This is a genomic window from Thermovibrio ammonificans HB-1, from assembly GCF_000185805.1.
GTDB lineage: Bacteria > Aquificota > Aquificia > Desulfurobacteriales > Desulfurobacteriaceae > Thermovibrio > Thermovibrio ammonificans.
Genome location: NC_014926.1, coordinates 1,556,127 through 1,579,734 on the forward strand (window position 1 = coordinate 1,556,127; position 23,608 = coordinate 1,579,734).

General features: G+C 51.5%; 31 protein-coding genes. 25 read left to right on the top strand and 6 right to left on the bottom strand.

The window, feature by feature from the left end:
* The first annotated feature begins 12 nt into the window (after positions 1-12).
* Genes THEAM_RS08035 through THEAM_RS08050 form a run of 4 tightly spaced genes read left to right on the top strand, consistent with a single transcriptional unit; the run spans position 13 to position 1,754 of the window.
* Positions 13-192, top strand: a complete 180-nt coding sequence (locus tag THEAM_RS08035) for a nucleotidyltransferase substrate binding protein (protein ID WP_041439580.1) — start codon at positions 13-15, stop codon at positions 190-192.
* The gene (gene rimM, locus THEAM_RS08040; protein WP_013538332.1) at positions 189-761 is read left to right on the top strand and encodes a ribosome maturation factor RimM; all 573 of its coding nucleotides are present in this window, start codon (positions 189-191) and stop codon (positions 759-761) included. Before THEAM_RS08035 ends, rimM begins: the two co-directional genes overlap by 4 nt.
* Entirely contained in the window at positions 758-1,516 is a 759-nt protein-coding gene (trmD, locus tag THEAM_RS08045; RefSeq protein ID WP_013538333.1) for a tRNA (guanosine(37)-N1)-methyltransferase TrmD, read from the top strand. Before rimM ends, trmD begins: the two co-directional genes overlap by 4 nt.
* A complete protein-coding gene (locus tag THEAM_RS08050) occupies positions 1,503-1,754 on the top strand; it encodes a hypothetical protein (RefSeq protein WP_013538334.1) in 252 nt (83 codons plus the stop codon). The genes trmD and THEAM_RS08050 overlap by 14 nt, the downstream gene beginning before the upstream one ends.
* Before the next feature lie 5 nt (positions 1,755-1,759).
* On the opposite strand, the gene THEAM_RS08055 is transcribed toward THEAM_RS08050, so the two are convergent.
* Positions 1,760-1,951, bottom strand: a complete 192-nt coding sequence (locus THEAM_RS08055; RefSeq protein WP_013538335.1) for an FmdB family zinc ribbon protein — start codon at positions 1,949-1,951, stop codon at positions 1,760-1,762.
* A 73-nt stretch (positions 1,952-2,024) separates the two neighbouring features.
* Here THEAM_RS08055 and THEAM_RS08060 point away from each other — a divergent pair, with 73 nt between their 5' ends.
* From THEAM_RS08060 to atpE, 13 genes are all read left to right on the top strand, one after another.
* The gene (locus THEAM_RS08060) at positions 2,025-2,561 is read left to right on the top strand and encodes a ferritin-like domain-containing protein (RefSeq protein WP_198005515.1); all 537 of its coding nucleotides are present in this window, start codon (positions 2,025-2,027) and stop codon (positions 2,559-2,561) included.
* A 160-nt stretch (positions 2,562-2,721) separates the two neighbouring features.
* The gene (locus tag THEAM_RS09500) at positions 2,722-4,221 is read left to right on the top strand and encodes an HD-GYP domain-containing protein (protein ID WP_013538337.1); all 1,500 of its coding nucleotides are present in this window, start codon (positions 2,722-2,724) and stop codon (positions 4,219-4,221) included.
* On the top strand, positions 4,115-5,191 hold the full coding sequence (gene pheA, locus THEAM_RS08070; protein ID WP_013538338.1) for a prephenate dehydratase: 1,077 nt from the start codon (positions 4,115-4,117) through the stop codon (positions 5,189-5,191). The genes THEAM_RS09500 and pheA overlap by 107 nt, the downstream gene beginning before the upstream one ends.
* Entirely contained in the window at positions 5,188-5,634 is a 447-nt protein-coding gene (locus THEAM_RS08075) for a hypothetical protein (RefSeq protein ID WP_013538339.1), read from the top strand. The genes pheA and THEAM_RS08075 overlap by 4 nt, the downstream gene beginning before the upstream one ends.
* Before the next feature lie 20 nt (positions 5,635-5,654).
* Positions 5,655-6,242: an imidazoleglycerol-phosphate dehydratase HisB gene (gene hisB / locus THEAM_RS08080; RefSeq protein ID WP_041439581.1), complete on the top strand. Its 588-nt coding sequence runs from the start codon at positions 5,655-5,657 to the stop codon at positions 6,240-6,242.
* The gene (locus tag THEAM_RS08085) at positions 6,239-6,532 is read left to right on the top strand and encodes a nucleotidyltransferase family protein (protein ID WP_013538341.1); all 294 of its coding nucleotides are present in this window, start codon (positions 6,239-6,241) and stop codon (positions 6,530-6,532) included. Before hisB ends, THEAM_RS08085 begins: the two co-directional genes overlap by 4 nt.
* A gap of 39 nt (positions 6,533-6,571) precedes the next feature.
* Entirely contained in the window at positions 6,572-7,873 is a 1,302-nt protein-coding gene (gene hemL / locus THEAM_RS08090) for a glutamate-1-semialdehyde 2,1-aminomutase (RefSeq protein ID WP_013538342.1), read from the top strand.
* A gap of 11 nt (positions 7,874-7,884) precedes the next feature.
* The gene (locus tag THEAM_RS08095; protein WP_013538343.1) at positions 7,885-8,463 is read left to right on the top strand and encodes a DedA family protein; all 579 of its coding nucleotides are present in this window, start codon (positions 7,885-7,887) and stop codon (positions 8,461-8,463) included.
* The gene (locus THEAM_RS09505; protein ID WP_013538344.1) at positions 8,438-9,013 is read left to right on the top strand and encodes a DedA family protein; all 576 of its coding nucleotides are present in this window, start codon (positions 8,438-8,440) and stop codon (positions 9,011-9,013) included. Before THEAM_RS08095 ends, THEAM_RS09505 begins: the two co-directional genes overlap by 26 nt.
* A complete protein-coding gene (locus tag THEAM_RS08105; protein ID WP_013538345.1) occupies positions 9,000-9,209 on the top strand; it encodes an AtpZ/AtpI family protein in 210 nt (69 codons plus the stop codon). The genes THEAM_RS09505 and THEAM_RS08105 overlap by 14 nt, the downstream gene beginning before the upstream one ends.
* On the top strand, positions 9,206-9,592 hold the full coding sequence (locus THEAM_RS08110; protein WP_013538346.1) for a hypothetical protein: 387 nt from the start codon (positions 9,206-9,208) through the stop codon (positions 9,590-9,592). Before THEAM_RS08105 ends, THEAM_RS08110 begins: the two co-directional genes overlap by 4 nt.
* Positions 9,574-10,272 (top strand): F0F1 ATP synthase subunit A, encoded by a 699-nt coding sequence (gene atpB / locus THEAM_RS08115; RefSeq protein WP_013538347.1) that lies wholly within the window; start codon positions 9,574-9,576, stop codon positions 10,270-10,272. Before THEAM_RS08110 ends, atpB begins: the two co-directional genes overlap by 19 nt.
* Positions 10,273-10,298: 26 nt before the next feature.
* Positions 10,299-10,640, top strand: coding sequence for an ATP synthase F0 subunit C (gene atpE, locus THEAM_RS08120; RefSeq protein WP_013538348.1), 342 nt, complete (start codon positions 10,299-10,301; stop codon positions 10,638-10,640).
* 63 nt (positions 10,641-10,703) lie between these two features.
* Here atpE and THEAM_RS08125 read toward each other — a convergent pair whose 3' ends face one another.
* The 5 genes from THEAM_RS08125 to THEAM_RS08145 are packed head-to-tail and all read right to left on the bottom strand — an operon-like array spanning position 10,704 to position 14,696.
* Entirely contained in the window at positions 10,704-11,207 is a 504-nt protein-coding gene (locus THEAM_RS08125; RefSeq protein WP_013538349.1) for a BCAM0308 family protein, read from the bottom strand.
* Between the two features lie 54 nt (positions 11,208-11,261).
* Complete coding sequence (locus THEAM_RS08130; protein ID WP_013538350.1) at positions 11,262-12,110, bottom strand: tRNA (5-methylaminomethyl-2-thiouridine)(34)-methyltransferase MnmD; 849 nt, start codon at positions 12,108-12,110, stop codon at positions 11,262-11,264.
* A complete protein-coding gene (locus tag THEAM_RS08135) occupies positions 12,107-12,577 on the bottom strand; it encodes a bifunctional nuclease family protein (protein ID WP_013538351.1) in 471 nt (156 codons plus the stop codon). The genes THEAM_RS08130 and THEAM_RS08135 overlap by 4 nt, the downstream gene beginning before the upstream one ends.
* Positions 12,574-13,902 (bottom strand): tRNA (N6-isopentenyl adenosine(37)-C2)-methylthiotransferase MiaB, encoded by a 1,329-nt coding sequence (miaB, locus tag THEAM_RS08140; protein ID WP_013538352.1) that lies wholly within the window; start codon positions 13,900-13,902, stop codon positions 12,574-12,576. Before miaB ends, THEAM_RS08135 begins: the two co-directional genes overlap by 4 nt.
* 38 nt (positions 13,903-13,940) lie before the next feature.
* Entirely contained in the window at positions 13,941-14,696 is a 756-nt protein-coding gene (locus THEAM_RS08145; RefSeq protein WP_013538353.1) for a YiaD family glycine zipper/OmpA-like lipoprotein, read from the bottom strand.
* Positions 14,697-14,758: 62 nt separating this feature from the next.
* Here THEAM_RS08145 and THEAM_RS08150 point away from each other — a divergent pair, with 62 nt between their 5' ends.
* From THEAM_RS08150 to cas4, 8 genes are all read left to right on the top strand, one after another.
* The gene (locus THEAM_RS08150; RefSeq protein ID WP_013538354.1) at positions 14,759-16,009 is read left to right on the top strand and encodes a glutamate-5-semialdehyde dehydrogenase; all 1,251 of its coding nucleotides are present in this window, start codon (positions 14,759-14,761) and stop codon (positions 16,007-16,009) included.
* A gap of 190 nt (positions 16,010-16,199) precedes the next feature.
* Positions 16,200-17,012 carry a CRISPR-associated endoribonuclease Cas6 gene (gene cas6, locus THEAM_RS08155; RefSeq protein ID WP_013538356.1) on the top strand — a complete coding sequence of 271 codons (813 nt, stop codon included), beginning with the start codon at positions 16,200-16,202 and terminating at the stop codon, positions 17,010-17,012.
* A gap of 20 nt (positions 17,013-17,032) precedes the next feature.
* The gene (locus THEAM_RS08160) at positions 17,033-17,494 is read left to right on the top strand and encodes a hypothetical protein (RefSeq protein WP_013538357.1); all 462 of its coding nucleotides are present in this window, start codon (positions 17,033-17,035) and stop codon (positions 17,492-17,494) included.
* Complete coding sequence (cas8a1, locus tag THEAM_RS08165) at positions 17,494-19,137, top strand: type I-B CRISPR-associated protein Cas8b1/Cst1 (RefSeq protein ID WP_013538358.1); 1,644 nt, start codon at positions 17,494-17,496, stop codon at positions 19,135-19,137. Before THEAM_RS08160 ends, cas8a1 begins: the two co-directional genes overlap by 1 nt.
* On the top strand, positions 19,127-20,143 hold the full coding sequence (cas7i, locus tag THEAM_RS08170) for a type I-B CRISPR-associated protein Cas7/Cst2/DevR (protein WP_013538359.1): 1,017 nt from the start codon (positions 19,127-19,129) through the stop codon (positions 20,141-20,143). The genes cas8a1 and cas7i overlap by 11 nt, the downstream gene beginning before the upstream one ends.
* Position 20,144: 1 nt before the next feature.
* Positions 20,145-20,882 (top strand): CRISPR-associated protein Cas5, encoded by a 738-nt coding sequence (gene cas5, locus THEAM_RS08175; protein ID WP_013538360.1) that lies wholly within the window; start codon positions 20,145-20,147, stop codon positions 20,880-20,882.
* On the top strand, positions 20,869-23,112 hold the full coding sequence (locus THEAM_RS08180; RefSeq protein ID WP_013538361.1) for a CRISPR-associated helicase/endonuclease Cas3: 2,244 nt from the start codon (positions 20,869-20,871) through the stop codon (positions 23,110-23,112). Before cas5 ends, THEAM_RS08180 begins: the two co-directional genes overlap by 14 nt.
* Positions 23,081-23,605, top strand: a complete 525-nt coding sequence (gene cas4, locus THEAM_RS08185; RefSeq protein WP_013538362.1) for a CRISPR-associated protein Cas4 — start codon at positions 23,081-23,083, stop codon at positions 23,603-23,605. The genes THEAM_RS08180 and cas4 overlap by 32 nt, the downstream gene beginning before the upstream one ends.
* Positions 23,606-23,608: the final 3 nt, after the last annotated feature.

Below are 23,608 nucleotides of genomic sequence, written 5' to 3' on the forward strand. Positions count from 1 at the left end.
GCAGGTTAAACTTTGAAGACAATCCTCTTTTCTGAAAATGACGACGAGATTCTCCTCGACATGGTTGAAGATAAAAACAGGAGCTCTCACATTTACGATGAAAAAGAGGCTGAGAAAATCTTTGAGAGAATTTCAAAGGTCTACGCTCCCGTAATAGAGAAGGCAATAAAGAAGCTGGAGGAGCTGGAGTGAAGAGGAAGAGGACGGTTAAGGAGATTTTAGAAAGGCGCAAGATGAAGGCCTTCAATCACGAAGGAGAGGTCCTTATAGGAAAAGTCGTCGGCGTTCACGGACTCAAAGGTGAGTTAAAGGTAAAGTCTGAGTCGGACATATTTGAAAGGCAGCTCGAAGCCGTTGACTCTCTTACACTCTACAGGGGGACGAGGAAAGAAGAGGTTACAGTTGAATCTGTAAAACCATATAAAGACATATACCTGATAAAGTTTAAGGAGATAAACGACCGCTCCCAGGCAGAAGAGACAATAGGAGGAGAGCTCTGGATAGACGAAAACGAAAGGGTAGAGCTTGAAGAGGGAGAGTTCTACTACGAGGAGCTTCTCGGCCTTAAAGTTTTCACCGAAGACGGCCGAGAACTCGGAGTTATAAAGAACATCCTGGAGCAACCCGCAAGCCACATCCTTGAAGTTGAAAAGAGCGACGGAAAAACGGTTTTGATACCCTTTATAGAGCAATTCGTTAAAGAGATAGACCTTAAAAACGGCAAAGTTACAGTTTCCCTCATAGAGGGCATGGAGTCGTGAGAATAGACGTTTTAACCGTTCTCCCGGGCCTTTTCGACTGCTTTCTGAGAGAGGGGGTTATAGGAAAAGCCTTAGAACGTGGCCTTGTATCCGTTAACGTTTACAACATAAGAGACTTTACAACCGACAAACATAGAGTTGTAGACGACGTCCCCTACGGCGGTGGGCCCGGAATGGTTTTAAAACCCGAACCCATCTTTGGGGCATACGAAAAACTCTCGAAGGAAGGGCCAAAACCCTTCGTTATACTCACAGAGCCTTGGGGAGAGAAGTTCAACCAAGAAATGGCCCTGGAGTTCTCAAAACTCCCCAGGTTACTAATCATCTGCGGCCGCTACGAAGGGGTCGACGAAAGGGTTAAAAAGCTGGTAGACCGAGAAGTCTCCATAGGCGACTACGTTCTAACCGGCGGAGAGCTTCCCGCCATGGTAATTATGGACGCCGTTATAAGGCTAACCCCGGGGGTTTTAGGGAACCGAGAGAGCCTTGAAGCAGACTCCTTCATGGACAGGGGGCTTATGGGCTACCCCAACTACACGCGCCCGGCCGAGTTCAAAGGAATGAGAGTTCCCGAAGTTCTCCTTTCGGGACACCACGCAAAAATAGAGAGGTGGCGCAAGAAAGAGAGCCTAAAGAAAACCCTCAAAAGAGCCCCCGAGCTCATAGAGAAACTCAAAAGAGAAGGTAAACTCACAGAAGAGGAGCTTAAGCTCTTGAAAGAGATAGAACAGGAGGAGAACATTGGCAACGGTTGAACTCTACGACAAAGGCGGGAACCTTATAGGTAGAATCCCCATAGACAATGAAAGGTGTGAAGAGCTTACCTCTATGACCAAAGACCAACTTCTCTTTGAAGTTGCAGGAATGGTAGCGCTGGCGGTAAGGGCCGAAAGCGGCCTTGAGCTAACCCTAAACCAAGTTCTGAACGAACTCGGGAAGGTAGTGGTCTGTGGCAGAGAAGAGGTTATAGACGGCGGGAACCCCGCCGTTTAAATACCTCAGCCAAACGCCGTGCAGGAGCCTCCGGAAGAACCGGAGTCACTTCCGCCTACCGCACAGGCAGAAACCTTCTTAACAACGTTGTTGGAGTCGCACTTGGGACACTTCACCTGCCCTATCTGAGAGTAAGAGATAACGAACTTCTCAAACTCCTCTCCGCACTCCTTGCACTTAAACTCGTATATCGGCATTTTCGCCTCCTGAGAAAAGGAGTAATATAATTGTATTAGGCAGCATAGATAATATATGCACTCGGGGTGGAACTTGAAGAGGAGGGAGTTTTTAAGTGTTATCCTGGGGATTCTCTCCGAAGCGGCAATCTCTCCCTCTGCCCTTGCAAATCCTACCGACAACATTCAAGACTTCTTTACAATGTGCACCGTTGCCCTCTCTCATGAATACGGAGCCATTATTCAATACGTAAACCACGCAGGGATAACCAAGTCTAAAAAGGCCGAATCGGTCTTTCTGAAGAACATGCTCGACGAAGTAAAACACGCCCGGGAAATTGCGAAAATACTCATAAAGGAGGGCGGCTTTCCCTCGGCAGGAATCTGGCCCTACCAAACCGACAAGAAGCTGCAGAAACTACTCCAATACGACGTAGACCTCGAGGTATCGGCCGTGAACCTCTACAGCCGGATGCTGGAAGCCCCCGAAGCGGCCCGCTACAGGGATACCATCTACACGATACCCAAAGACGAGGAGCTTCACAAACGCCGCCTCAGCAACCTTTTAAGAACCATTAAGGGAGCTTCCGCTGAAAAAGGCAGTTCAAAAGCTAAACCGTCTGTTCCGTAGCCTATCTGAAGCCTTTAAGTTCTACTACACCACCCGGCTCTTCTTCGGCATCATAGTCTTCCAGTTTTTAATCTTCGTTGCCCTCTACTTTGCCGGCAACTACCTGCTGAAACAGACGTTCCACGACTGGTTCACCCAACAGGCCCGGGTAGAGCTCGAAGTGGTCTCCCGCCTGCTCTACAGAGACATAAAGAACTTCAACTACAGCGGAACCTTAAGCGACCTTGAAGCCTTTCTAAACAGTGATTCAAGATTAGTAGGGGTAGAAGTCTACACCTTCATGCAGACCTACCCGGTGGCCAAGCTGTTTAAATCGGACGTCCGCCATTTGCCCCGCTGCTCAAAGGACCTCTTCAAAGAGCCCTGCATCTACGTAGAGGAGGCCACCCTTGCCAAAGACCCACCGACCCGCCTCGTCCTCTACTTCTCGAATCGGGCCCTTCTATCGACCTACCGGATTTTCCAGGCGGTTCTCCTCATGTTCGACATCTACCTCTTCATCGCTACCGTGCTGTTCCTCTGGGCCTCCTACAGCGGCATAAAGAAGAGAATAGAGTCGATAGTCCAACTCCTCTCAAACCCCCTCGAACTCCAGAAGAAGTTCGATAAAAAGAAAAAAGATGAGTTCCTCGAGATAGAGAAGAAAATCTACAAACTCTACAAGGCCATAAGGAAAGAGTTCAACTTCAACTTTAAACTCCTGACTTTAAGCTCGGAGCTCCTCTACTACCTGGTAAAGGCCGAGGCCCTGGAGGACTTTATCTCTACCGTGAACTCCCTCTTTAAAATGAGGAACATAGCGGTAAAAGTGGCAAAAACCCCTCAGTGTCCGAAAGGTTTCACATCAAGACGGCTCTCCCACTCGGGCTTTTACGTCTGCCACCGGAAAATACCGTCCAGGTTCCTCGAAACCATCCTGAACATAATAGACACGGTACTCCTTGCCGCCAAAGAGAAAGAGAAAAACCGCAGAGTCCTCCTCCAGACCATAGAGGCCTTCGCCAAAGCGATAGACGCAATGTCCCCCTGGACCCGGGGTCACAGCAGCAGAGTTGCAGCAGTTGCCGAATTCATAGGCAGGAAACTTGAACTCTCCGAGAAAGAGCTTGAGAACCTAAAAATCGGGGCCCTGCTCCACGACATAGGCAAACTGGGCGTTCCCGTCTCCATACTCGACAAAAACGGAAAACTAACCGACGAAGAGTACGAAATCATCAAAAAGCACCCCGAAATCGGCTACAGAATCCTCGAGCCCATAGAGACCTTCAAAGAGATACTCCCGATTGTCCTCTACCACCACGAAAGGTGCAACGGAAGCGGTTACCCCAAGGGCCTTAAGTGTGAAGAGATACCCAAACTTGCTAAAATAGTCGCCGTGGCCGACGTTATAGAGGCGATGACCGCTAAGCGCCCCTACAAGGAGCCGCACCCGTTTGAAGAGGTCCTTAAACACTTAAAGGAAAACAGCGGGAAGCTTTACGACCCCAAAATTGTTAAAGTTGTAGAGGAAAACGCACAAGAGCTCAAAGAGCTCCTGGAGAGGATTCGAGAAGATGAAGAGTCTCAGCCAGCTGAGAGAGGAGATAGACAGGATAGACAGAGAGCTTCTGACCCTACTCAACAGAAGGGCCAAACTTGCCCAAGAAGTGGGGGAGATTAAGAAGAAGAAAGGCCTTCCCTTCTACGTTCCCGGCAGGGAAGCGAAAATACTCTCAAAACTGGAGGAGCTGAACCAGGGCCCACTACCTCCCGAAAGCGTAAGGGCAATCTTCAGGGAGATAATCTCGGCCTGCAGGGCCCTTGAAGAGCCGACAAAAGTGGCCTTCCTCGGCCCCCAGGCAACCTTTACCCACCTTGCGGCCCTCAAACAGTTCGGCACCTCTTCCGACCTGCGTCCGAAGGAGTCCATAGAGGACGTATTCGACGAAGTCGAGAAAGGAAGGGTAGACTACGGCGTTGTCCCCATAGAGAACTCAATAGAGGGTGTTGTTAACTACACCATAGATATGTTCCTCGACACCGACCTGAAGATAAGCGGAGAAGTTTTCGTTCCCGTTAACCTCCACCTGATGAGTAAGGAGGGGGAGCTCTCCAAGGTGAAAAGGGTTTACTCCCACCGCCACGCCCTCGCTCAGGCCCGTAAGTGGCTCTCTGAAAACCTGCCCGGAGCGGAGCTCATAGAGGTTTCAAGCACGGCCAAGGCGGCCGAAATCGCAAGCGCCGAACCCGGAAGTGCTGCAGTCGCAAGCGAAGCCGCCGCCCTGCTCTACGACCTAAACATTTTGGCAAAGAACGTTCAGGAGCTCTCCCGAAACTTCACCCGCTTCCTTGTTATAGGGAAGAGCGACTCCGAATACCCCTCCGGCAGAGACAAAACCTCCGTTATGTTCAGCACCCGCCACGAGGCCGGAGCACTCTTTAAGGCCCTTCAACCTTTTGCCGTTTACGACGTTAACCTTACCAAAATTGAATCCCGCCCCACGAAGAAAAAGCCGTGGGAATACGTCTTTTTCGTTGACCTTGACGGCCACAGGAAGGAGGACAGGGTGGCAAAAGCCCTGAAGGAGCTTGAGGAGAGCTGCTCCTTCTTTAAAGTCCTCGGCTCTTACCCGGCGGGGTTTAGAGAATGAAGACACCAGATTTAATGGAGTTAATTCAGAGTAAGTGGTATAGGTTCCTTTACTCTTTAGTGCTTTTCTTTAGGTGGCTCTTTATTGCAGTTATGACTGTATATTTGGCTTTCTGTATATTAACTTTGATTTTTACCTTAGTCTCTCACGTTAGTTCAGATGGGTTAGTTTTTACTTTTAACTACATGAGAACCTTTTTAACAGATGCCCTTTTCGTGCTTGTTATACTTGATTTTGTAAGTGCAATGTTTTATCAAAAAAGAATCCATTATGTTTTATGCCTTCTTGAAATTGGATTCATAGTCTTAACAAGGAAACTTATTCTTCTTAATCCCACTCCGGAGAATGCATTTTTGATTTTTGTTCTTGCTTTGGCTGTTTCTCTCTTCTTTGTATTAATCTTCTATTTCTATAAAATTACCGGTAGATTAAGAAAACCTTGAATTTTTTCTGGTAGGTTTGAGTGATGAGAAAATCAAAAGCCCTTAGGAAGACAAATGAAACAGAAATAGAGATAGCTGTGAACCTTGACGGAACCGGCTCCTACTCGGTTAAGACCGACATTCCCTTTTTAACCCACATGCTGGAGCTCTTCTCCCGCCACTCTTTGATTGACCTTGAAGTTGTTGCAACCGGCGACGTTGAAGTTGACCACCACCACCTAATTGAAGATGTCGGGATAGTTTTAGGAGAGGCAATTGAGAGGGCGTTGGGCGATAAGAGGGGTATAAACCGCTACGGCTTCTTTACCCTTCCGATGGACGAAACCCTCATTTCTGCCGCCATTGACCTTTCCGGCCGCCCCTACTTTGTTTACGGGGGTTTCCCCCAGTTTAAGACCCTGATGGGGATAGAGTTTGACCTCTTCAGGGAGTTCTGGAAGTCTTTTTCTTACTCGCTAAAGTGCAACCTCCACATTAACTGCCACTACGGTTTAAACCTCCACCACATGGCAGAGGGAACCTTTAAGGCAGTTGCAAGGGCTTTGAGAGTTGCGGTTTCAGTAGATGAAAGGGTAAAGGGAGTACCTTCCACAAAGGGTAAGCTATGAAAGGCGCTGATGTAGTCAGGCTTTTAAGGGAAAAGAAGGACTATTTGAGAAGGGAATTCGGGGTAAAGGAGCTCCTCCTCTTTGGCTCCTTTGCCCGCGGAGACGAGGGTGAGGAGAGCGACGTTGACCTTGTTGTTGAGTTTTTTCCAGAGTATGAAACTTTCCGTAATTACATGGCTTTGAAAGGTTATCTTGAGGAGCTTCTCGGTAGGCCGCTTGACCTTCTGGTCAAGGGAGGTATCAAGAGGCACTTCCTGACGGAGATAGAGAAAGAGGCTTTAAATGTCTGAAAGAGGTGGTATTAAAAATTCTGGAGGAGGTAGAGGAGTATGAGGGTTGAGCGCTCAAAAGCCCTCTTTGAGGAGGCAAAGAAGTACATTCCCGGAGGGGTAAACAGCCCCGTAAGGGCCTTTAAGTCTGTCGGCGATGTTCCCCGCTTTATTGAGAGGGCCAAGGGAAGCCACATCTGGGACGTTGACGGAAACGAGTACATTGACTACGTCTGCTCGTGGGGGCCGATGATTTTGGGCCACGCCCACCCTAAGGTCGTTGAGGCAATTCAGAAGCAGGCGGAGAAGGGAACCAGTTATGGCGCTCCCACCGAGCTTGAGGTTGAGCTTGCAAAGATGATTGTTGAGCTCGTTCCCTCTGTTGAGAAGGTCCGTATGGTCAATTCGGGAACCGAAGCGACAATGTCTGCCATAAGGCTGGCAAGGGGATACACCGGCAGGAACAAGGTTATAAAGTTTGAAGGGGGCTACCACGGCCACGTTGACGCCCTGCTTGTAAAGGCCGGCTCGGGCCTGACAACTTTCGGCGTTCCCACAAGCCCCGGCATACCCGAAGATTTTGCAAAACACACCATAACCGTGCCCTTCAACGACATAGACGCCCTGAAGAGGGTAATAGACGAGGTAGGGCACGACGTTGCGGCCGTTATAATGGAGCCGGTTATGGCAAACGCCGGCCTCATAATCCCGGAACCGGGCTTTTTAGAGGCCGTAAGGGAGCTGACGGCCGAGAAGGGAATCGTTCTGATTTTCGACGAGGTTATCACCGGCTTCAGGCTCTCGTTAGGGGGAGCCCAGGAGTACTTCGGCGTTACTCCCGACCTCTCCTGCTTCGGCAAGATTATAGGGGGAGGCCTTCCCGTAGGAGCCTTCGGAGGTAAGGCCGAGATTATGGACCACCTTGCACCGGAAGGCCCGGTTTACCAGGCCGGAACCCTCTCGGGTAACCCCCTTGCAATGGCGGCAGGTATAGCAACCTTAAAGGAGCTTCAAAAGCCCGGCGTCTACCAAGAGCTCCGCTCAAAAACCGAGAAGCTCTCGGAAGGGCTAAAAGAGGCCGCCAAGGCCGCAGGCATATACGACAAGCTCCACTTTAAGCAGATAGAGAGCATCTCCATCGTTTACTTTACGCCGAAGGAAGTGAAGAACTACCAAGATGCCCTAACCTCCAACACGCAGGCCTACGCGGCCTTCTTCAGGAAGATGCTCCAGCAGGGCGTTTACCTTGCCCCCTCCCAGTTTGAGGTTGCGTTTATGTCTACGGCTCACACCCAAGAGGATATAGAGAAAACCGTTAAGGCCGCAGAAGTGGCCTTTAAAGAGGCCGCCCAACTCCTGTAAGAGGCACGTTTGTGGAGCTTCTAAACCGCCTTCTCGCCGTGGCCCACGGCCACGGCTTCCTCTACTGCTTCGTAGTCTCCCTCTTCGAAGGGGAGTTCTCTCTCATACTTGCAGGGGTTCTGGTTAAAGAGGGGACTTTTCGCTTCCTCCCATCGTTTCTGGGTGCCTTCTTCGGGGCCGCGTTTATCTACAACTTCTGGTACTGGCTGGGCAGGCTGGTAGGCGAAGGGCTCCTTGAGCGCTTCCCGAAGTTTAAAGAGAAAGAAAAGACGGTAGAGGCCAAACTCAACCGCTGGGGAGCCCTCCTTGCCTTCCTCGTCCCCTTCATATACGGACTCCGAACGGCTTCAGCCTTCTTCCTCGGCCTGTTCAAGTTCCCCTTTAGGGTTTACGCCGCCGCCGTCACCTTTTCCTGCGCAGTGTGGGCCTTTACACTGCTGTCGGTAGGCTACTTTTTCGGCAAAGAGGCGGAGAAACTCTGGAAGAGCCACTCTCTACTGCCCCTTACCGCCGTTGTTGGTATCATAGTTTTACTGGTTCTCCTTAAAGCTTTGGGGTACTTTGTTGGAGAGGATACTGGCTCTTCTTAAAACTCACCCGGTTCTCTTTGCCTTTGTTGGAGGGTTCACAGAAGGCGCCGTTACCGTTTTCCTGTGCGGGGTTTTTGCCCGTTTGGGGCTCTTTCCGGTTGCCTCAACTCTAACCGCCGCCTACGCAGGAACCGTCCTCTCCTACCAGCTCTTCTTCCTGGTCGGAAGGCTCCTTAAAGAGGAGCTTCTCGTCCGCTTCCCGAAGCTCGAAGAGGAGTTCCAGCGGATAGACAGAGAGTTCGGCAGGGATTTCGACTACCTCTCACTTGCGGTTCCCTTCATATACGGTATGGGGGTGGTAATACCCCTCTTTTTAGGGGTTAACGGCTACTCGTGGGGGCGCTTCTTTCTGCTATCTTCGGCCTCGTCTGTAGTGTGGATTCTGGGCTGCTTCTGGGGAGGGTACCTCTTCGGAGAAGTGTCCGAAAGGGTATTAAGGGAGCTTTTCCGGCAGGAATTACTGCTCCTTCTGCTCTTAGTTGCCACTTTAGCGGTAAGCCACAAGTTGGTGAAATTCACTACAAGGAGCGTAAGCCGTGGGAAAGATTAGGGACTACATAGAGCGCACCTCCTACATGATGGTGGGGGTTCAGTTTGCCCTCTCAATCTTCATAAGCTTGGCAATAGGCTACTGGCTCGATAAACACTTCAAAACCTTTCCGTGGTTGACTGTCTTCTGGTTCTTCATAGGTTTAGCCGCCGGGTTCAAAAACGTTTACAGGGAGCTTAAAAAGGTATCCAGATGAGGGAGTTTGAGCTCTTTCTAAAGAGGCTCCTGGTTGTTGAAGGGGCCGTTTTTATTCTGACTTTTATGCCCCTGCTCCTGGTTAAAGGGTGGAGCGTTTTTACCTACTCATACCTTTTGGGATACGCCGTTATGGCGTACGATTACTACCAGCTGGTTAAGTTCTCCAGACGGCTGCCCCAGCAGGTCCAGGCCGGGGTATTCCCGAAGTCGGGATTCGCCTGGCGCTTTATCTCGATTCTCCTTATCCTGGTTGGTTTAAGTTTATTTACTCGTTTAAACTTCTTTGCTATAATTTCGGCGGTTGTCGCAACCAACGCTGCCCTAATACTTACCGTTTTACTACACCGTAAGGAGTGGAGGAGATGGAACACGCAGCAGTAACGGGAGTGTGCGGACCCCTCTCACAGTATATAGACTGCAGGGTTGTGGTTACAACCTGGCTCATGATGGTTGTGGTTCTCGGTTTCGCCTACTTCCTCGGAAAGAACCTGAGGAAGTTCCCCAACGGCGTTCAGTATACGTTTGAAGCTCTCACCTCCTTCATCGTTTACACCCTCGAAGACGCCATGGGCAAGTACGGCAGGAAGTTCTTCCCCCTTATAGCCGGACTTGCAACCTTTATCCTGTTTGCGAACCTGGTGGGCCTCATCCCCCTTCCCTGGATAAAGCAGCCCACATCCAGCCTTAACACAACCCTGGCTCTGGCAATAATCTCTTTCCTCGTTTACAACTACGAAGGCGTCAAGAAGCACGGCCTCATTAATTACATCAAACACTTTGCAGGGCCCGTGCCATGGATGGCGCCCATAATGTTCCCGATTGAGGTGGTGTCCCACCTCTCGAGGATTCTCTCCCTCTCTTTCCGTCTCTTCGGTAACATGTTCGGCGACGAAATGGTGGTTCTCGTTGCCCTTATGCTCGTTCCTTTCCTCGTTCCGGTAGCGGGCGAGTTCATAGTGTTTGCAAACAGCTTCCTTCAAACCTTTATCTTCTGTATCCTTACTGTAGTGTACATCGCTACCGCCATTGAAGAGCACGAAGAGGAGCACGTAGGATATTAAATAGAAACATGAGGAAGGAGGTACTGATGAAAAAGAGTTATCTCAAGAGCATCCTTTTCACACTCTTCCTTTTAGCAGTAGGTGCGCTTCCCGCACTTGCAGGTGAAGGGGGTGCTGAGTCCGGTAAGGCGCTTATCCTCGGTCTCTCCGCCATCGGTGCCGGCCTTGCCATCGGTCCCGCCGCAGGCGGTGCAGGTGCAGGTCAGGGTCAGGCGGTCAGGGGAGCCTGTGAAGGTATGGCAAGGAACCCTCAGATGGCCGGTAAACTCACAACCACAATGTTTATCGGTCTGGCTATTATCGAAGCTCTCGCCATCTACGGTCTCGTTATCGCACTCATTCTCCTCTACGCCAACCCGCTCGTTTAAGTTGAAGGTAGGGTGCTGCGGGGTTGGGGCCTTAAGGCCCCAACCCCGCAGTTTATTTAATCCTTATAAATCTCTGTGCCAGTAAACCCTCGCCAGTTTCTCGCCCTCGCTGTACTTAACCTCGAACTTACCCTTGAAAGCTTTGTTAACGGCCTCCCCTATATGGCGGGCAAGGTGCTCGCTGGTTGTTGCTATCTCAACTTTTGAGTCCTCTTCGTTAATCCAGAGAATCCTCTGTAAAGGCCTCAGAGACATTACATCGTCTACAACGTTCTTCACCCTGTTGAGTATCTCGTCTCTGTGCTTTTTCAGGAACTCACCGCTTAGAACCACTATGCCGCCCGGGTACCTGTCCCTCTTACGCCTGCACGCCGGGCAGAGGGCCCTGTTTGCCCCTTCCGGAACGGGCTCCGGCAGCTGTTCGGGCCACTGCCACCTGCCGTCTTTAAAGACCGCTCCGCACTCCTCACACACGGTAGGTTCGGGATACTTGGCCTTTTCGTAGTAGGGGTTGTCGCTCTCCCACGTGTACTCCTTTCTGCCGGCGGGAACGTACCTGTTTCCCATCCTCTCCTCCTCACTGTTGAATTTTTGGGCCTCTGTTTTTAATTTAAGTTATTTTCACCATATCTGCTCCAAGGGAAGGCTCTTTTCAAGGAGCTTCACACACCCCTCCCGCCGGCTCTTTATGAGCTCCCTCGGCTCGGAGAGGGTTGGGTCTCTGAAGGGAACGGCCGAGGGCAGATGGAACTTCTCAAGGAGCTTCCCCTCCGTTTCGAAGGAGGGGGAGGCAACTGTTGAGCGGGATTTCCTCCCAACGGCAACTCCCTCTCTCACGCCGAAACCGGCCATATGGAGGGCCCGCCTAACGGGAGTGGCGGCCGAGTAGGTGGCCAGTATCCCTTCCGGCTTTATGAGCCTTCTCAGCTCCCTGAAGAACTCGTAAGTCCAGAGCTCCGGATTGACCTTAGGGGAGAAGGGGTCATGGAAGATAGCATCTGCAAAGTGCTCTTCCTCTATAGACTTAACCGCCCTCCTGCCGTCGGCAATCAGCAGTTTTAAAGAGACTCTGCCGTCAGTGTAAACAAAGGTGGGAACAGGGCGGTTGCATACCTTGCGGCCGAGAAGCCCTCTGAAAATCGGCTTCCACTTTTCGTAACGCCCCCAGTTAAGCTCCAATGCCTTCAGAGGCACTCTCAGGTCGAACTCGTAGGCAACAACTCTAACCGCGGCGGAAGGGTTGGCCGACAGCACCGTGTCGAGGAAGGCAACCGTGTTGTAGCCGAGGCCGAAACAGGAGTCTAAGAGCGTAACTTCCCCCCGAGAGGCGGCAACTTCCGCCACCTTACACGGTTTACAGAACTTCTCTACCGCCTCCGTAAACGCCCCTGCCGTTGTTGAGTGGAAGTGTTCGTTAAACAGGTCGGAGAGAAACGTTTTTGAGCCGTCTTGAGTTGTTACAACCCTCACTGCTCAAATATTTCCCTTATGAGCCTCTCCCACTGCTCCTGACACTCCTCCCCCTGACACTTATCGAGTGGTATCACCGAGGCCTTCTCTATAACCTCCCTCTTCACGAATATGGGAGCATTCAGCCTTACCGCCAGGTTTATGGCGTCGCTGGGCCTTGCGTCAATTCTGAAGAGCTCCCCGTCGGGGCGCCTCACCTCAATAACTGCAAAGTAGATGCCCTTGTCGAAGTCGTTGATGATTACCCTCTCAACCTCCCCCTTGAAAATCTCCAGAAGCTCCCTGATAAGGTCGTAGGGGAAAGGCCTCGGTGGAACTGCACCCAAGAGTTCCGTCTCGAGGAGTTCCGCCTCCCAGTTGCCAACCCAGATGGGAACGGCGAAACGCTCTTCCTCGTTACCGAGGATAATGATTGGCAGGTTACTGAACCTGTCCTGGGTCAAGCCGATTACCGATACCTCAATCATCTCTTGCTCCTCACTCCGGTTGTTACTGGTTTTCCTTTTAAGAAAAAGGGCGAAGCCTGAGTTATTTCAACCTCCACGGTTTTCCCTATAAGCTCCTCAGAGCCTTCCACCGCAACGGGCTTGTTGTCGGCGGTCCTTCCGTAAAGCTCGCTTCCCTTGGGGCTAAAGCCCTCAATCAGAACCTCTTCAACCTTCCCCACCCTCTCAAGATTCCTCTCAAGGGCTTGCTTCTTAACGAGCTCCTGAAGGGTTTGGAGTCGGCGGTTTTTCACCTCTTTGGGAACGTCGTCTTTAAAGGTAGCGGCCTTTGTGAAGGGCCTGGGGGAGTACTCAAAAACGAAGGCCTGGTCGAAAACGCACTCCTCAACGAGGGATAGGGTCTGTTCAAAGTCCTCCTCGGTTTCCCCGGGGAAGCCCACTATAAAGTCCCCCGATAGGGCAACGTTGGGAACGAACTCCCTCAACATCTGAACCTTCTCTATGTACTCTTCCCGGGTGTAGCCCCTGTTCATCCTCTCTAACACTCTGTTGGAGCCGCTCTGAGGGGGAAGGTGAACGTAGGGGCAGACTTTCGGTATATCCCTAATCGCCCGGGCAATCCGCTCGCTAAAGCCTGCCGGGTGAGAGGTTGTGAACCTTACCCTCTCTACTCCCTCAACTTCGGAAACCATATACAGGAGGTCGGCAAGGTCGGTCCCTTGGTAGCCGTAAAAGTCTACGTTCTGGCCGAGCAGGTGGACCTCCTTAACGCCCCTTTCGGCAAGCCGTTTAACCTCTTCAACAACCAGGTGGGGGGCCACACTCCTCTCCCTTCCCCTGGTGAAGGGAACTATGCAGTAGGTACAGAACCTGTTACAGCCCCTCTGAACAGTAACGTAGGCAATGAAGGGGTTCTCAAGGTAGCTGTCTACGAGGGGGAGCTTCTCCTCCTCCGGTATCTTCCGGTTGAGGATTTCAACAACGCGCCCTTCCCTCTTTACCCTCTCCAGGAGTTGGGGGAGCTTCACAAAGTTGAAGGTTCCGAAAACCAAATCCACGTGGGGAAAGCGGAGAATCTGCTCCTTCTCCTTCTGGGGCACGCAGCCCGCCACCGCCACCACAAGGTCGGGCCTTCTCTTCTTAAGCCTTTTGAGATTGCCGATGAAGGAGTAGGCCTTGTTGTCGGGTTTGGCCCTTACGGAGCAGGTGTTTACTATAACGATGTCGGCCTCCTCCGGCGTTTGGGCCTTCTCGTAGCCCATGTCCCTGAGGAGGCCGGCCATCTTCTCAGAGTCGTTAACGTTCATCTGACAGCCGAAGGTCTTTATGAAGAACCTCTTTGCCATCGGGCCTCTTTAACAGGATTTTTAATCCTTAATATATTTCAACCGCAGGGATTAGGAATGGCCTCGCCCTCGGGGTAGATGAGAATCTCTACCCTGCGGTTGAGCGCCCGATGCTGCGGGGTGTCGTTGGGGGCAATCGGGTTCTTCGGGCCGCAGCCGAAAACAAGGATTCTCTCGGGCCTAACCCCCGCCTCAACGAGCACCTTCTTCACCGCCTCTGCCCTCTCCTTAGAGAGCTTCAGGTTGTACTTCAGGGAACCCGTATTGTCGGTGTAGCCCACAACTACAACGGTCGTTTTGGGGTTCTCCTTTAAGGTTTGGGCTATGCGCTGAAGCTCTTTAACAGCCTCGGGCTTGAGCTCTGCACTGTTGAGGCCGAAGAGAACCGAGTCTTTGAGAACCACCTTGACCCTTCCGGGCTCCTTAACAACGGCCTTGGGCCTCTTATCGGAAATCACAGGCGCCTGAGGCTTAACAGCAGGGTTCGTGTGGTCTACAGGCTGAACGCCCAAATCCCTGCCCAGGGCCTCTGCCTGCTGCTGGAGTATGTAGCCTATAGCCCCGCCGAGAACCGCACCTGCGGCCGCCCCTATAAGGGCCCTTTCCCCCTTGTTACTGCCGGAGGGACCCGTGAGTGCACCTATGGCACCGCCCACAACGGCTCCGATTGCAGCTCCAGCCGCAACCTTGTTCACCTCCTTCTTAGGGGCCGTTTGGGCCTGCTGCTGTTGCGTTGTTGCACACCCTCCCAGCAGAAGGGCTCCGGCAGTTGTTAGTGTTAAAATTCTTTTCATTGCACGACTCCCTTGAAACGGTTTTCCACCAAACAATTTAAACCCCTTGCGGAGGTTATCAAATGTTCAACGTTAAAGAAGTTGCAAAAAGGGCAAAGGAGATAAGCTACTCACTGGTCGACCTCTCTACGGAGCTCAAGAACAGAACCCTTCTCACGGCGGCCAAGCTCATAGAGGAGAAAAAGGAGCTCATAGAGACGGAAAACAGAAAAGACCTCATAGCCGGAGAGGAGCGGGGCCTCTCAAAAGCGATGCTCGACAGGCTCCTCCTGAACGAAAAGAGAATAAAAGGAATGGTTCAAGTTCTGAAAGACGTTGCAAACCTGCCCGACCCGGTAGGCGAAGTGATAAAGATGTGGACCCGCCCAAACGGACTGAAAATAGGGAAGATGAGGGTCCCCTTGGGGGTGGTCGCCATCATCTACGAGTCCAGACCCAACGTAACCGTAGAAGCCGCAAGCCTCTGTATAAAGAGCTCAAACTCGGTTATCCTTAAAGGGGGGTCCGAAGCCATAAACTCAAACAGGGTCCTTGTGAACATTCTCAAAGAGGCGGCGGCAAAAGAGGGTTTCCCCGAAGAGGCGATTCAGTTCATAGACACAACAGAGCGGGAAGCCGTTAAAGAGCTACTACAGCTCGACCAGTTTGTAGACGTTGTCATTCCCCGGGGCGGAGAGGGGCTCATACGCTTCGTTGCAGAGAACGCACGCATGCCGGTTATAAAACACTACAAGGGCGTATGCCACGTTTTCGTAGACGAGTTTGCCGACCTTGAGAAAGCCTGGAACATCTGCTTCAACGCCAAAGTGCAGAGGCCGGGTGTTTGCAACGCAATGGAGACAATGCTCGTCCACAGCAAAATAGCCGACGCCTTCATGCCGACAATGGTTGAGCTCTTCAAAAAGGCAAAAGTTGAGCTCCGGGGCGACGAAAGGGCCAGAAGCTACGACCCCGAATACATAAAACCCGCAACAGAAGAAGACTGGTACGCAGAGTACCTCGACCTTATACTGGCGGTCAGAGTGGTTGACTCACTGGAGGAGGCAATCGAGCACATAAACACCTACGGCTCCCACCACAGCGACGCAATCGTAACCGAGAACTACACAAACGCCATGAAATTCTTAAACCGGGTAGACTCGGCGGCCGTTTACGTTAACGCTTCTACCCGTTTCACCGACGGGAACGTTTTCGGCTTAGGAGCCGAAATGGGAATTTCAACGGATAAGGTCCACGTTAGGGGGCCCATGGGCCTTGAAGACCTCACAATTCCCAAATACATCATCTTCGGAAACGGTCAAATCAGGGAGTAACGGTGATAAACGACCCGAAGCTGGGAAGCCTCTTCTTCTGGTTCTTCTTCGTAGTAACGATAGCCTGGACGGTTATCGCAGTTGCGGTAAGAGCTTACAGAATGTTAAAGAAGAACAGATAGCGATGATGGTATAAATTTTCCCTGGGGGCTGCCGCTGCCCCCTTCACCTCCGGGGAAAGGGAGGGAGCTTGAGACTAAAAATCGTGTTTAGAACCGATAGGGTTCCTATCCTCTACAGGCACAGAGTTGTCTCGTTAGTTAAAGAGGCCCTGAAAAGGGGAAACGGTGAACTCTACGAAAAGCTCTACGGCTCTCAAAACCCCAAGCCGTTTACCTTTTCACTCTTTTTTAACCCGCCCTACAGGGTTGAGAAGCTGCCCCTCCAGATAGACGAAACCTTTACCCCGGAAAGGTTCAAAGAACTTCGCCAGGTGGAAACGTTCACCCTGGAAAGCGGCACGTTCTCCGTGAACATATCAACTCCTGACTACCTGTTTGCAGTCTCCCTTGTAAACGGCCTGGTGAGCCTAAAAGAGTTCCTGTTCAGCACCGAAAAGGAGATGCTGGTCGGCGGCAAGAGGGTCATTTGGGAGCTTCTGAAAATCACCCCCTACCGCTCAAGGCCGGTTAAAAAGGGCGAAGCTGTAGTAAAAACGCTCTCTCCGATAGTGGTTGAAGATAAAAGGGGGAAGCCGGTCCTGTGGAACTCTCCCGACTTTCAGAAGGCCCTGAACTTCGTAACCGACAGAAGGCTTAAGGAATTGAGGGGAAAGGGGCTCAAAAGGGAAATCTCTGTTATCCCCGTTAAGTGCGAGAAAAAGGTTGCAAAGGCAACGTTCAAAGAGTTCAGGGAGAGAACCGGTAAGCCCTACATGGTTTTAACCGGAAGCTACGGCATATTCAAACTCAACGGCGACAGCGAAGACCTTAACTTCCTGTGCGACGCAGGCTTGGGGAACAGGTGCTCCCAAGGTTTTGGAATGGTGGAGGTGATAAAGTAGTTTGGGAGGGGAAGGGAGAGGTGAAGCTCTTCTTTATGCGCTTTTTCGACTACGAGAGCGAGGCCACGCTGGTTTTCAAAGTTAAAAGGGAGTTTAACAGCCCGGAAGAGCTCTACGTAAAAGTGGCAGAAATCTTCAAGAAATACCTGGAGCTCTACTACTACGAGGAGATGGAAGAGCGCAAAAGGATGGAGTTAGGGCCGCCAATCGACCCGGCAGGAGTTAACCTCTTCTCCTTTTACGAGTCTGTTCTTGAAGAGGATTTCAAAAAGAGCAACATCTACGACGAAACTCCGCCCTTTGCCTGGATTAAGCACGGTTTCTTTAAAAATTTAAATGAGCTGGGGTTAGAGGTAGTTGAACCCGATTACGAAATCTTGGTTTACGGCCACTTTTCACCTAAAGAGAGCAAGCCTCTCTGGTACTTGAAGGGGAGCGAGGAATCTCCCGAATCAATCCACTACTGGCTTAAGAGGGTTTAATGGCTGAGAGAATCTACCTTCAGGAGTGGTTCTACAACGCCGGAATAGTGGGCCTGCTCAGGCTCTTGGGCGGAGAGACTGTAAAGGGAGAAAGGCTCCTAAACAAAGAGGGTTTACCCGTAGAAGGGGTGAAAATCGGCGAAAACTACGTAGAGGTAGAGCGGCAGCTCTTTAAGGACTTTGCGAAGAAGTACTACACCGAAGCCGCCAAAAGGGAGGTAGAGTTCAGAAGCGTAAACTCCTTAAAGGTCGGAGGGAGCGAAGAGTCTTTAAAGCGGGCTAAAGACACCATAAACAGGCTTTTAAAAGAACTCTTTCCACACCTGAAAGAGGAGGTTGAACTCCCGAAAAGGGTTTCGAAGAAGAACCTCGGGGAGGCAAGCCGTTACATCCGGAAAGCCGCAGAAAGGGTTGAGGAGGAGAAGGAAAAGCTCCTGAGGGGGGAGCTCCCCCTTGAAGCCATTGAACACCTTGCTAAAAGGTGGCTAAAGAGGGGCTTTTTCTCCTCCGGCGGGAGCAACAAACTGTACGAGTCTTTAAAGAACCTGCAGGAAAAGGTTGAAGCTCCCCTGATTACTCCACCGGAAGTTTTCACCGTAAAAAAGAGGAAGCTCCCGTGCCTGCTCTGCCAGGAGAGGTTTGCCAAGGAGGGAGTCAACCTCAGCAAGGCAATCTCCGACCTGGTAGGCTTCAACAAGGACAACCTCAACCTACTCCACCTAAAGGGGAAAAAGCTCGCAAATAAGGGGCTTCCCATATGCGAAATCTGCCAAGCGGTTATTTCCCTAATACCTTTAGGGGTTGTAAGGTTCGGTAACTCTTTTCTCTTCGTTAACAACACCACCTCGGTTCAAGAGCTCTTTAGCGACAACCAGCGCTTAAGAAGAGTGCTCTCAAGCTCCTCGCCCCTTTTCACCTTTTTCGCGGAGAAAGTCCTTGCAAAGGAGGAAGAGTCCGCTAAGCTCATATCCCTCCTGGGCACGTCGGTTGTTGAGATGGAGCTGGGAGCCCTCCCGAAGGTGAAGGGACTCAATATCTCCTACGAGCTGGCCGAGCTCCTCTCAGACCCCTCTTTCACAGAAAACCTTAGGAAACTTACAAAGGCCCACTACCGGCTGGGAAGCGGGAATAAGAAGAAGAGCTTCAACCTCCTGGTTGAATTCCTCGAAAACCTCATTCAAGGCAGAAGGAACTACTCATACCTCTACAAGCTCTTCCGCTTCCTCTTAACGGCAGACAGAAACAGGGAGATAAACGTTGCCTTCTCTCCGCTACAGCTCCACACCCTAAACCTTGCTCTCTTCAGGGCAAAAGCGAATTTGGAGGGCAGAATGAACAGAGTTTCGGAGAATGAACTGTGGAGCCTCTTTTACGGAGGCCAAGAGCTCAGGCGAGTTTTAACGAGCAGGGGAGCTGAAAACAGGGTAAACTCCCTCGCCTTTAAACTGCTAAACGCCTTAAAGGTCGGCGACTCCCACAGGTTCATGGACATCATCCTGAGGGTGTACGCCGGGTTCTCTCTAAAGGTTCCCAAAGGCCTTGTTAAAAACCTTGAAGACAGAGAAGCCTTCAAAAGTGCCGGCTACAGCTTTATTGCCGGGCTGCTGAACGAGAAAAGGGAAGGAGGGGATAATGAAGATTAGGGCTTTCACGCTAACGGTTGTTTTTAAAGGTCTGAGTGCAAACTACGGAGAGAGCGTAGGAAACGTTTCGGAGCTAAAGAAGCTCACCCACGGCGGGGAGCTCTACTCTTACATCTCCCGTCAGGCGTTAAGGCACGAGCTCTGGAGGTTTTTAAAGGAGAACTACCGGATAGACACCCCCGACTACTGGAACGAAGAGCCCGAAATAAAGGTCAAAGTGGAAGAGCTTCTGACCTCCCTGGGAATGAAGGGCGAGCTTCCTCCCCCTCAAATCCTCACCGCAGAACAGGACGTAGTCCAGTTCCACCCGGAGGTAAACGCCCTCAACTGCGTTGAGGCAGACCTATTCGGATACATGAAAACAAAGGGCGGGGAAGGAGCCGATACGAGAAGCGCCGTAGTCAGGTTTTCTCCCGCCGTATCCCTCGAACCCCTTGCCCTCGACCTGGAGTTCGGCACAAACAAGAGCTTTGCAGACAGGGCCGGCTCAGACCCGAACCCCTTCCAGTTCGAACACCACTACGCCCTCTACACCTACACAGTAACGGTAGACCTTGATAAACTGGGAACAGAGCTCAGCCCCAAGGGGGAAACCGTAGGCCGGCTTCCCGAAGAGGAACGGGCCCGCCGCCTCAAAATGGTTATTGAGTCGATTCCCTTCCTGTCGCGGGAGATTAAGGGAAGGGTTGAGAACCTCTCCCCCCTCTTTGCAGTAGGGGGCTTTTACACAGTTAAAAACCCCTTCTTCCTGGGAAGGGTAGAGGTAGGCTACGACAGAAACCTTAAAAAATTTGCAATCAACCCCGAGCCCCTGGCAGACACCATGAACCTCTCATTCAGAGGGGAGAGAGTGGGCCAAACAACGAAAGTTGCCATCCTGAAAGGGTTTTGGGCGAACGAAGAGGAGCTCTCAAAGGCCTTTGAAGAGGCCGGCGCCCGGGTTTTAAACGTGCCGGAGATGTTTAAAGAGCTTGCAGAACAAGTTTCCGAAGTTTACGGAGTTTAAGATGCGGGCCCTTAAGGTGAAGCTCTACCAACCCTTTGCCTGTTACTCAACGCCCTTTTCCTTCGGAGCAGTTAACACCTACCTGCTGCCTCCGCCCTCTACGGTAAAGGGATTCGTCCACTCAACGGCAGGAGCACGGCAAGACTACCCAATCTCTGTAGCCATTCAGGGAGAACTGGGAGGAACTGTTTACGAGCTTCAAAAACTCCTAAAGTTCGACCGAAAAAGGGCGGGTCAACCCGAGCTCAAAGGTTTCAGCAGGAGCTTCCTAAAGGCCCCAACCCACGTAGAAACCCTTACCGATGTGCACCTGACCCTCTACATCCTGTTCCCTCCGGAAAGCGAAGAGTTGGAAAAGGACTTCCTCAACGGGCTGCTCTTAAAGGAGTTCCCTTCCCTGGGGAGGAAGGAGGATATCGCCAGGCTCGAAGAAGAGCCCCGATTCGTAGAGCTTGACCCCCTCGAAGAGGAAACGGTTCTACCTTCCTTTGCCTACTTCACAAGGGAGACCGCAACCGAGCTCGGCCTCGGAGGGGCCTTCTACAGGCTTCCACTCTCCTACGACGGAGAGCTCGCAAAAGAGCTGGGATGGCGCTTCTTCAAGAGGAGAGACCTCCTGCTGGCCCCTCCCGGACAGGTCGTTGAACCTTTAAGCGACAAGGTGTTATACGACCCCTCCGAGGATAGAGTAGTTGAGCTGATAGAGGTTCCGGCAGGTTACAAACATGTTCTTAGCTAAGAAATTTCCCGACGGCACAGAACAAACGATTAGTGAACACACCGAGGAGCTCATCGAGAGGCTAAAGAGCCTAAGAAAGCTATACGGCAAGAAAATCGGTGCCGACGAAGAGTTCTGGGAGGCCCTGCTCCTTGCGGCCGCCTTCCACGACATCGGCAAGGCATCTTCACAGTTCCAGCTGAAAATAAAAGAGGGGAAAAGGGTAGGTAAACCCGGGGAGATTCCACACAACTATCTCTCTGCCGCACTCTTTGCCGGGAAGCTCACTAAAAACCGGCTGAAAGAGGCAGTTTTCTACAGCGTTGCCTTCCACCACCACCACAGGCCTTTCAACTTCCGGCCCGAAGAGTTCAAAGAGGCACTTTTGAAAGACCTAAAGAAAAAAGAGGAGAAGCTGAAAGCGATTCTCTCAGAGCTCCTTGAAAAGGGCGGCAGGAAGGAACCTCCTCCCCTAAGAGTTCCAAAAGAGAGGGAAATTGAGGTCATATTTACGAAACTCGACAGCTACCGCAAGCGCCGCCGGAACTTCAGGGAGCTTATGAAGAGGTTCCGGGGCAGAGAAGCTCAAGTTATACTCCTTAAAGGGCTCCTCCACAGGCTCGACCACAGCGCCTCGGCCGGGATACCCGTTGAAATCGAGCCCCACACAGACAGAATAGAGAAACTCGAAAGGTACTTAAAGGAACGCTCAAAGGCCAGGGGAGTTGAGTTTAAGGGATTTAAGCCCTTCCAGCTGGAGGGGCGAAAGCTAAAAGAAGAGTCGGTTATCCTCGAAGCACCGACGGGAAGCGGGAAAACCGAGTTCGCCCTGAACTGGCTCTCAGACGACAAGGGGTTCTACACCCTGCCCGTTAAAACGGCCGTTAACGCCATGTTCAACCGTTTAAAAGGGGCTTTCAAAACGGTAGGGCTCCTCCACGGAGAGCGAGCGGTCTACTACCTGCTGGAGGGGGTAGAGGAAAAGGAGGAGCTCTCCTTCTCCCTTACACAGTTAAGCCTGTCTACCCACCTATCGTTTCCCCTTACGGTTTCTACGGCAGACCAGCTCTTTAGCTCGGTCTTTAAATACCCCGGCTTTGAAAAGGTTTACGCAACCCTCGCCTACTCAAAAACGGTAATAGATGAACCCCAAGGCTACACCCCCAAAACCCTTGCGGCAATGGTTAAGGGAATTGAAGAGGTTTCTGAGCTCGGCGGCAAGTTCTGCGTTATGAGCGCCACCCTCTACCCCTTCGTTAAAGATAGACTTAAAAGGCTGGGCTTTAAGGAGGTTAATACAGAGGAGCTCTACCGGGAATCCCCCGAAAAGCACAGAGTTAAACTCCTTGAAGAGTTTAGCCTCCAAACGCTTCTGGAGGCTCAAAACAACAAAAGAAGCGTTCTGATTGTAGTTAACACGGTAAAACGGGCCGTTCGGCTCTACTTGGAGCTAAAGGAAGAGGGACTCCCGGTCAGACTCCTCCACTCCCAGTTTATACAGCTCGACAGAAAGAAGCTGGAAGCCCAAATAGAGAAAGAGGCCAGGAAAGGCCTACCCGTAGTCTGGATTACAACCCAAGTTGCCGAAGCCTCCTTAGACGTTGACTTTGACGTTCTAATAACCGAGATAGCTCCACTTGACGCCCTCGTCCAGAGGATGGGTAGGGTCAACAGACGTGCAAAAGCGGCTCCCCCTGAATTTACCAACGTCTTTATCCTGCGGGAGAATTCAGATAAAAGCGGTAGGGTTTACTCAAGAGCTCTGGTTGAGCTGGCCCTGGAGGGTGTTGAAAGGTGGAGCGGAGAGCTTGTAGGGGAACCGGCAAAGAGGGAACTGGTAGGTGAGCTCTACACAAGGAAGAACTTAGAGCTTAGAGCTCCGAAGTTCTTAAGGGAGTTTGAGGAAAACCTCTCCCTCCTTGATGTCGGCCTTCAGGCCGACAGCCGCTCTCAGGCCCAAGAGTTTTTCAGGGAAGTAACAACCGTTCCCGTTATCCCGGAGGAGCTCTTCACCGAAAAGGAGGAGGAGATTCTCTCCTTAATAGAAACCTTAAAAAGGCGAAACTGCCCCCTTAAAGAGAGGCTGAAGGCACAGGCGAGACTGAAGAGCTTCACGGTCAACCTCTTTCCCTACCAGTTCCGCTCCTTCCTGCCCTTGGGAGAAGGGGTAATAGTGGCAAAGGGGGTCAGGTACAGCAGAGAACTCGGAGCCATTACAGATGAACACGGAGATACCGGAGAGTTTGTTTGAGGAGCTGAAAACCAGCGGAACGAAGGTTAACTACTACTTCGTTTGCAAGAGGAAGCTCTGGTTCTTCAGTAAAAGGGTAGGACTTGAAGGGAGCTCTGAAAGGGTGTCACTCGGGAGCCTACTGCACCGATACGCATACAGAAATCGCTCCAGGCGAGAGGTGTTCATAGACAACCTGATAGTTGTTGACCTCCTTGGCTCCGGAGAGGTTGCCGAGGTAAAACGCTCAGACGCCTTAAGCGAGGCGGCAAGGTGGCAACTCCTCTACTACCTGTTTTATCTAAAGAGGCTCGGGGTTGAAAAAAGGGGGGTAATCAACTACCCAAACCAGCGAAAGCGGGAGGAGGTAACCCTAACCCCCGAAGCCGAAAGACGGCTCTTAGAGGTGTTAAGGGAGATAAAGAGCATCGAGGAGAGTCCCCATCCGCCTCCGCTCAAAAAGCTTCCCTACTGTAAAAGGTGCGCTTACTACGAGCTCTGCTTTGTGGAGTAGTCG

Coding starts and splice junctions, on each gene's coding strand:
- THEAM_RS08055 (WP_013538335.1), bottom strand. CDS start 1,951: ATGCCGATATACGAGTTTAAGTGCAAGGAGTGCGGAGAGGAGTTTGAG.
- pheA (WP_013538338.1), top strand. CDS start 4,115: ATGAAGAGTCTCAGCCAGCTGAGAGAGGAGATAGACAGGATAGACAGA.
- THEAM_RS08075 (WP_013538339.1), top strand. CDS start 5,188: ATGAAGACACCAGATTTAATGGAGTTAATTCAGAGTAAGTGGTATAGG.
- THEAM_RS08085 (WP_013538341.1), top strand. CDS start 6,239: ATGAAAGGCGCTGATGTAGTCAGGCTTTTAAGGGAAAAGAAGGACTAT.
- hemL (WP_013538342.1), top strand. CDS start 6,572: ATGAGGGTTGAGCGCTCAAAAGCCCTCTTTGAGGAGGCAAAGAAGTAC.
- THEAM_RS08110 (WP_013538346.1), top strand. CDS start 9,206: ATGAGGGAGTTTGAGCTCTTTCTAAAGAGGCTCCTGGTTGTTGAAGGG.
- atpB (WP_013538347.1), top strand. CDS start 9,574: ATGGAACACGCAGCAGTAACGGGAGTGTGCGGACCCCTCTCACAGTAT.
- atpE (WP_013538348.1), top strand. CDS start 10,299: ATGAAAAAGAGTTATCTCAAGAGCATCCTTTTCACACTCTTCCTTTTA.
- THEAM_RS08125 (WP_013538349.1), bottom strand. CDS start 11,207: ATGGGAAACAGGTACGTTCCCGCCGGCAGAAAGGAGTACACGTGGGAG.
- THEAM_RS08135 (WP_013538351.1), bottom strand. CDS start 12,577: ATGATTGAGGTATCGGTAATCGGCTTGACCCAGGACAGGTTCAGTAAC.
- miaB (WP_013538352.1), bottom strand. CDS start 13,902: ATGGCAAAGAGGTTCTTCATAAAGACCTTCGGCTGTCAGATGAACGTT.
- THEAM_RS08145 (WP_013538353.1), bottom strand. CDS start 14,696: ATGAAAAGAATTTTAACACTAACAACTGCCGGAGCCCTTCTGCTGGGA.
- THEAM_RS08150 (WP_013538354.1), top strand. CDS start 14,759: ATGTTCAACGTTAAAGAAGTTGCAAAAAGGGCAAAGGAGATAAGCTAC.
- cas8a1 (WP_013538358.1), top strand. CDS start 17,494: ATGGCTGAGAGAATCTACCTTCAGGAGTGGTTCTACAACGCCGGAATA.
- cas7i (WP_013538359.1), top strand. CDS start 19,127: ATGAAGATTAGGGCTTTCACGCTAACGGTTGTTTTTAAAGGTCTGAGT.
- cas5 (WP_013538360.1), top strand. CDS start 20,145: ATGCGGGCCCTTAAGGTGAAGCTCTACCAACCCTTTGCCTGTTACTCA.
- THEAM_RS08180 (WP_013538361.1), top strand. CDS start 20,869: ATGTTCTTAGCTAAGAAATTTCCCGACGGCACAGAACAAACGATTAGT.
- cas4 (WP_013538362.1), top strand. CDS start 23,081: ATGAACACGGAGATACCGGAGAGTTTGTTTGAGGAGCTGAAAACCAGC.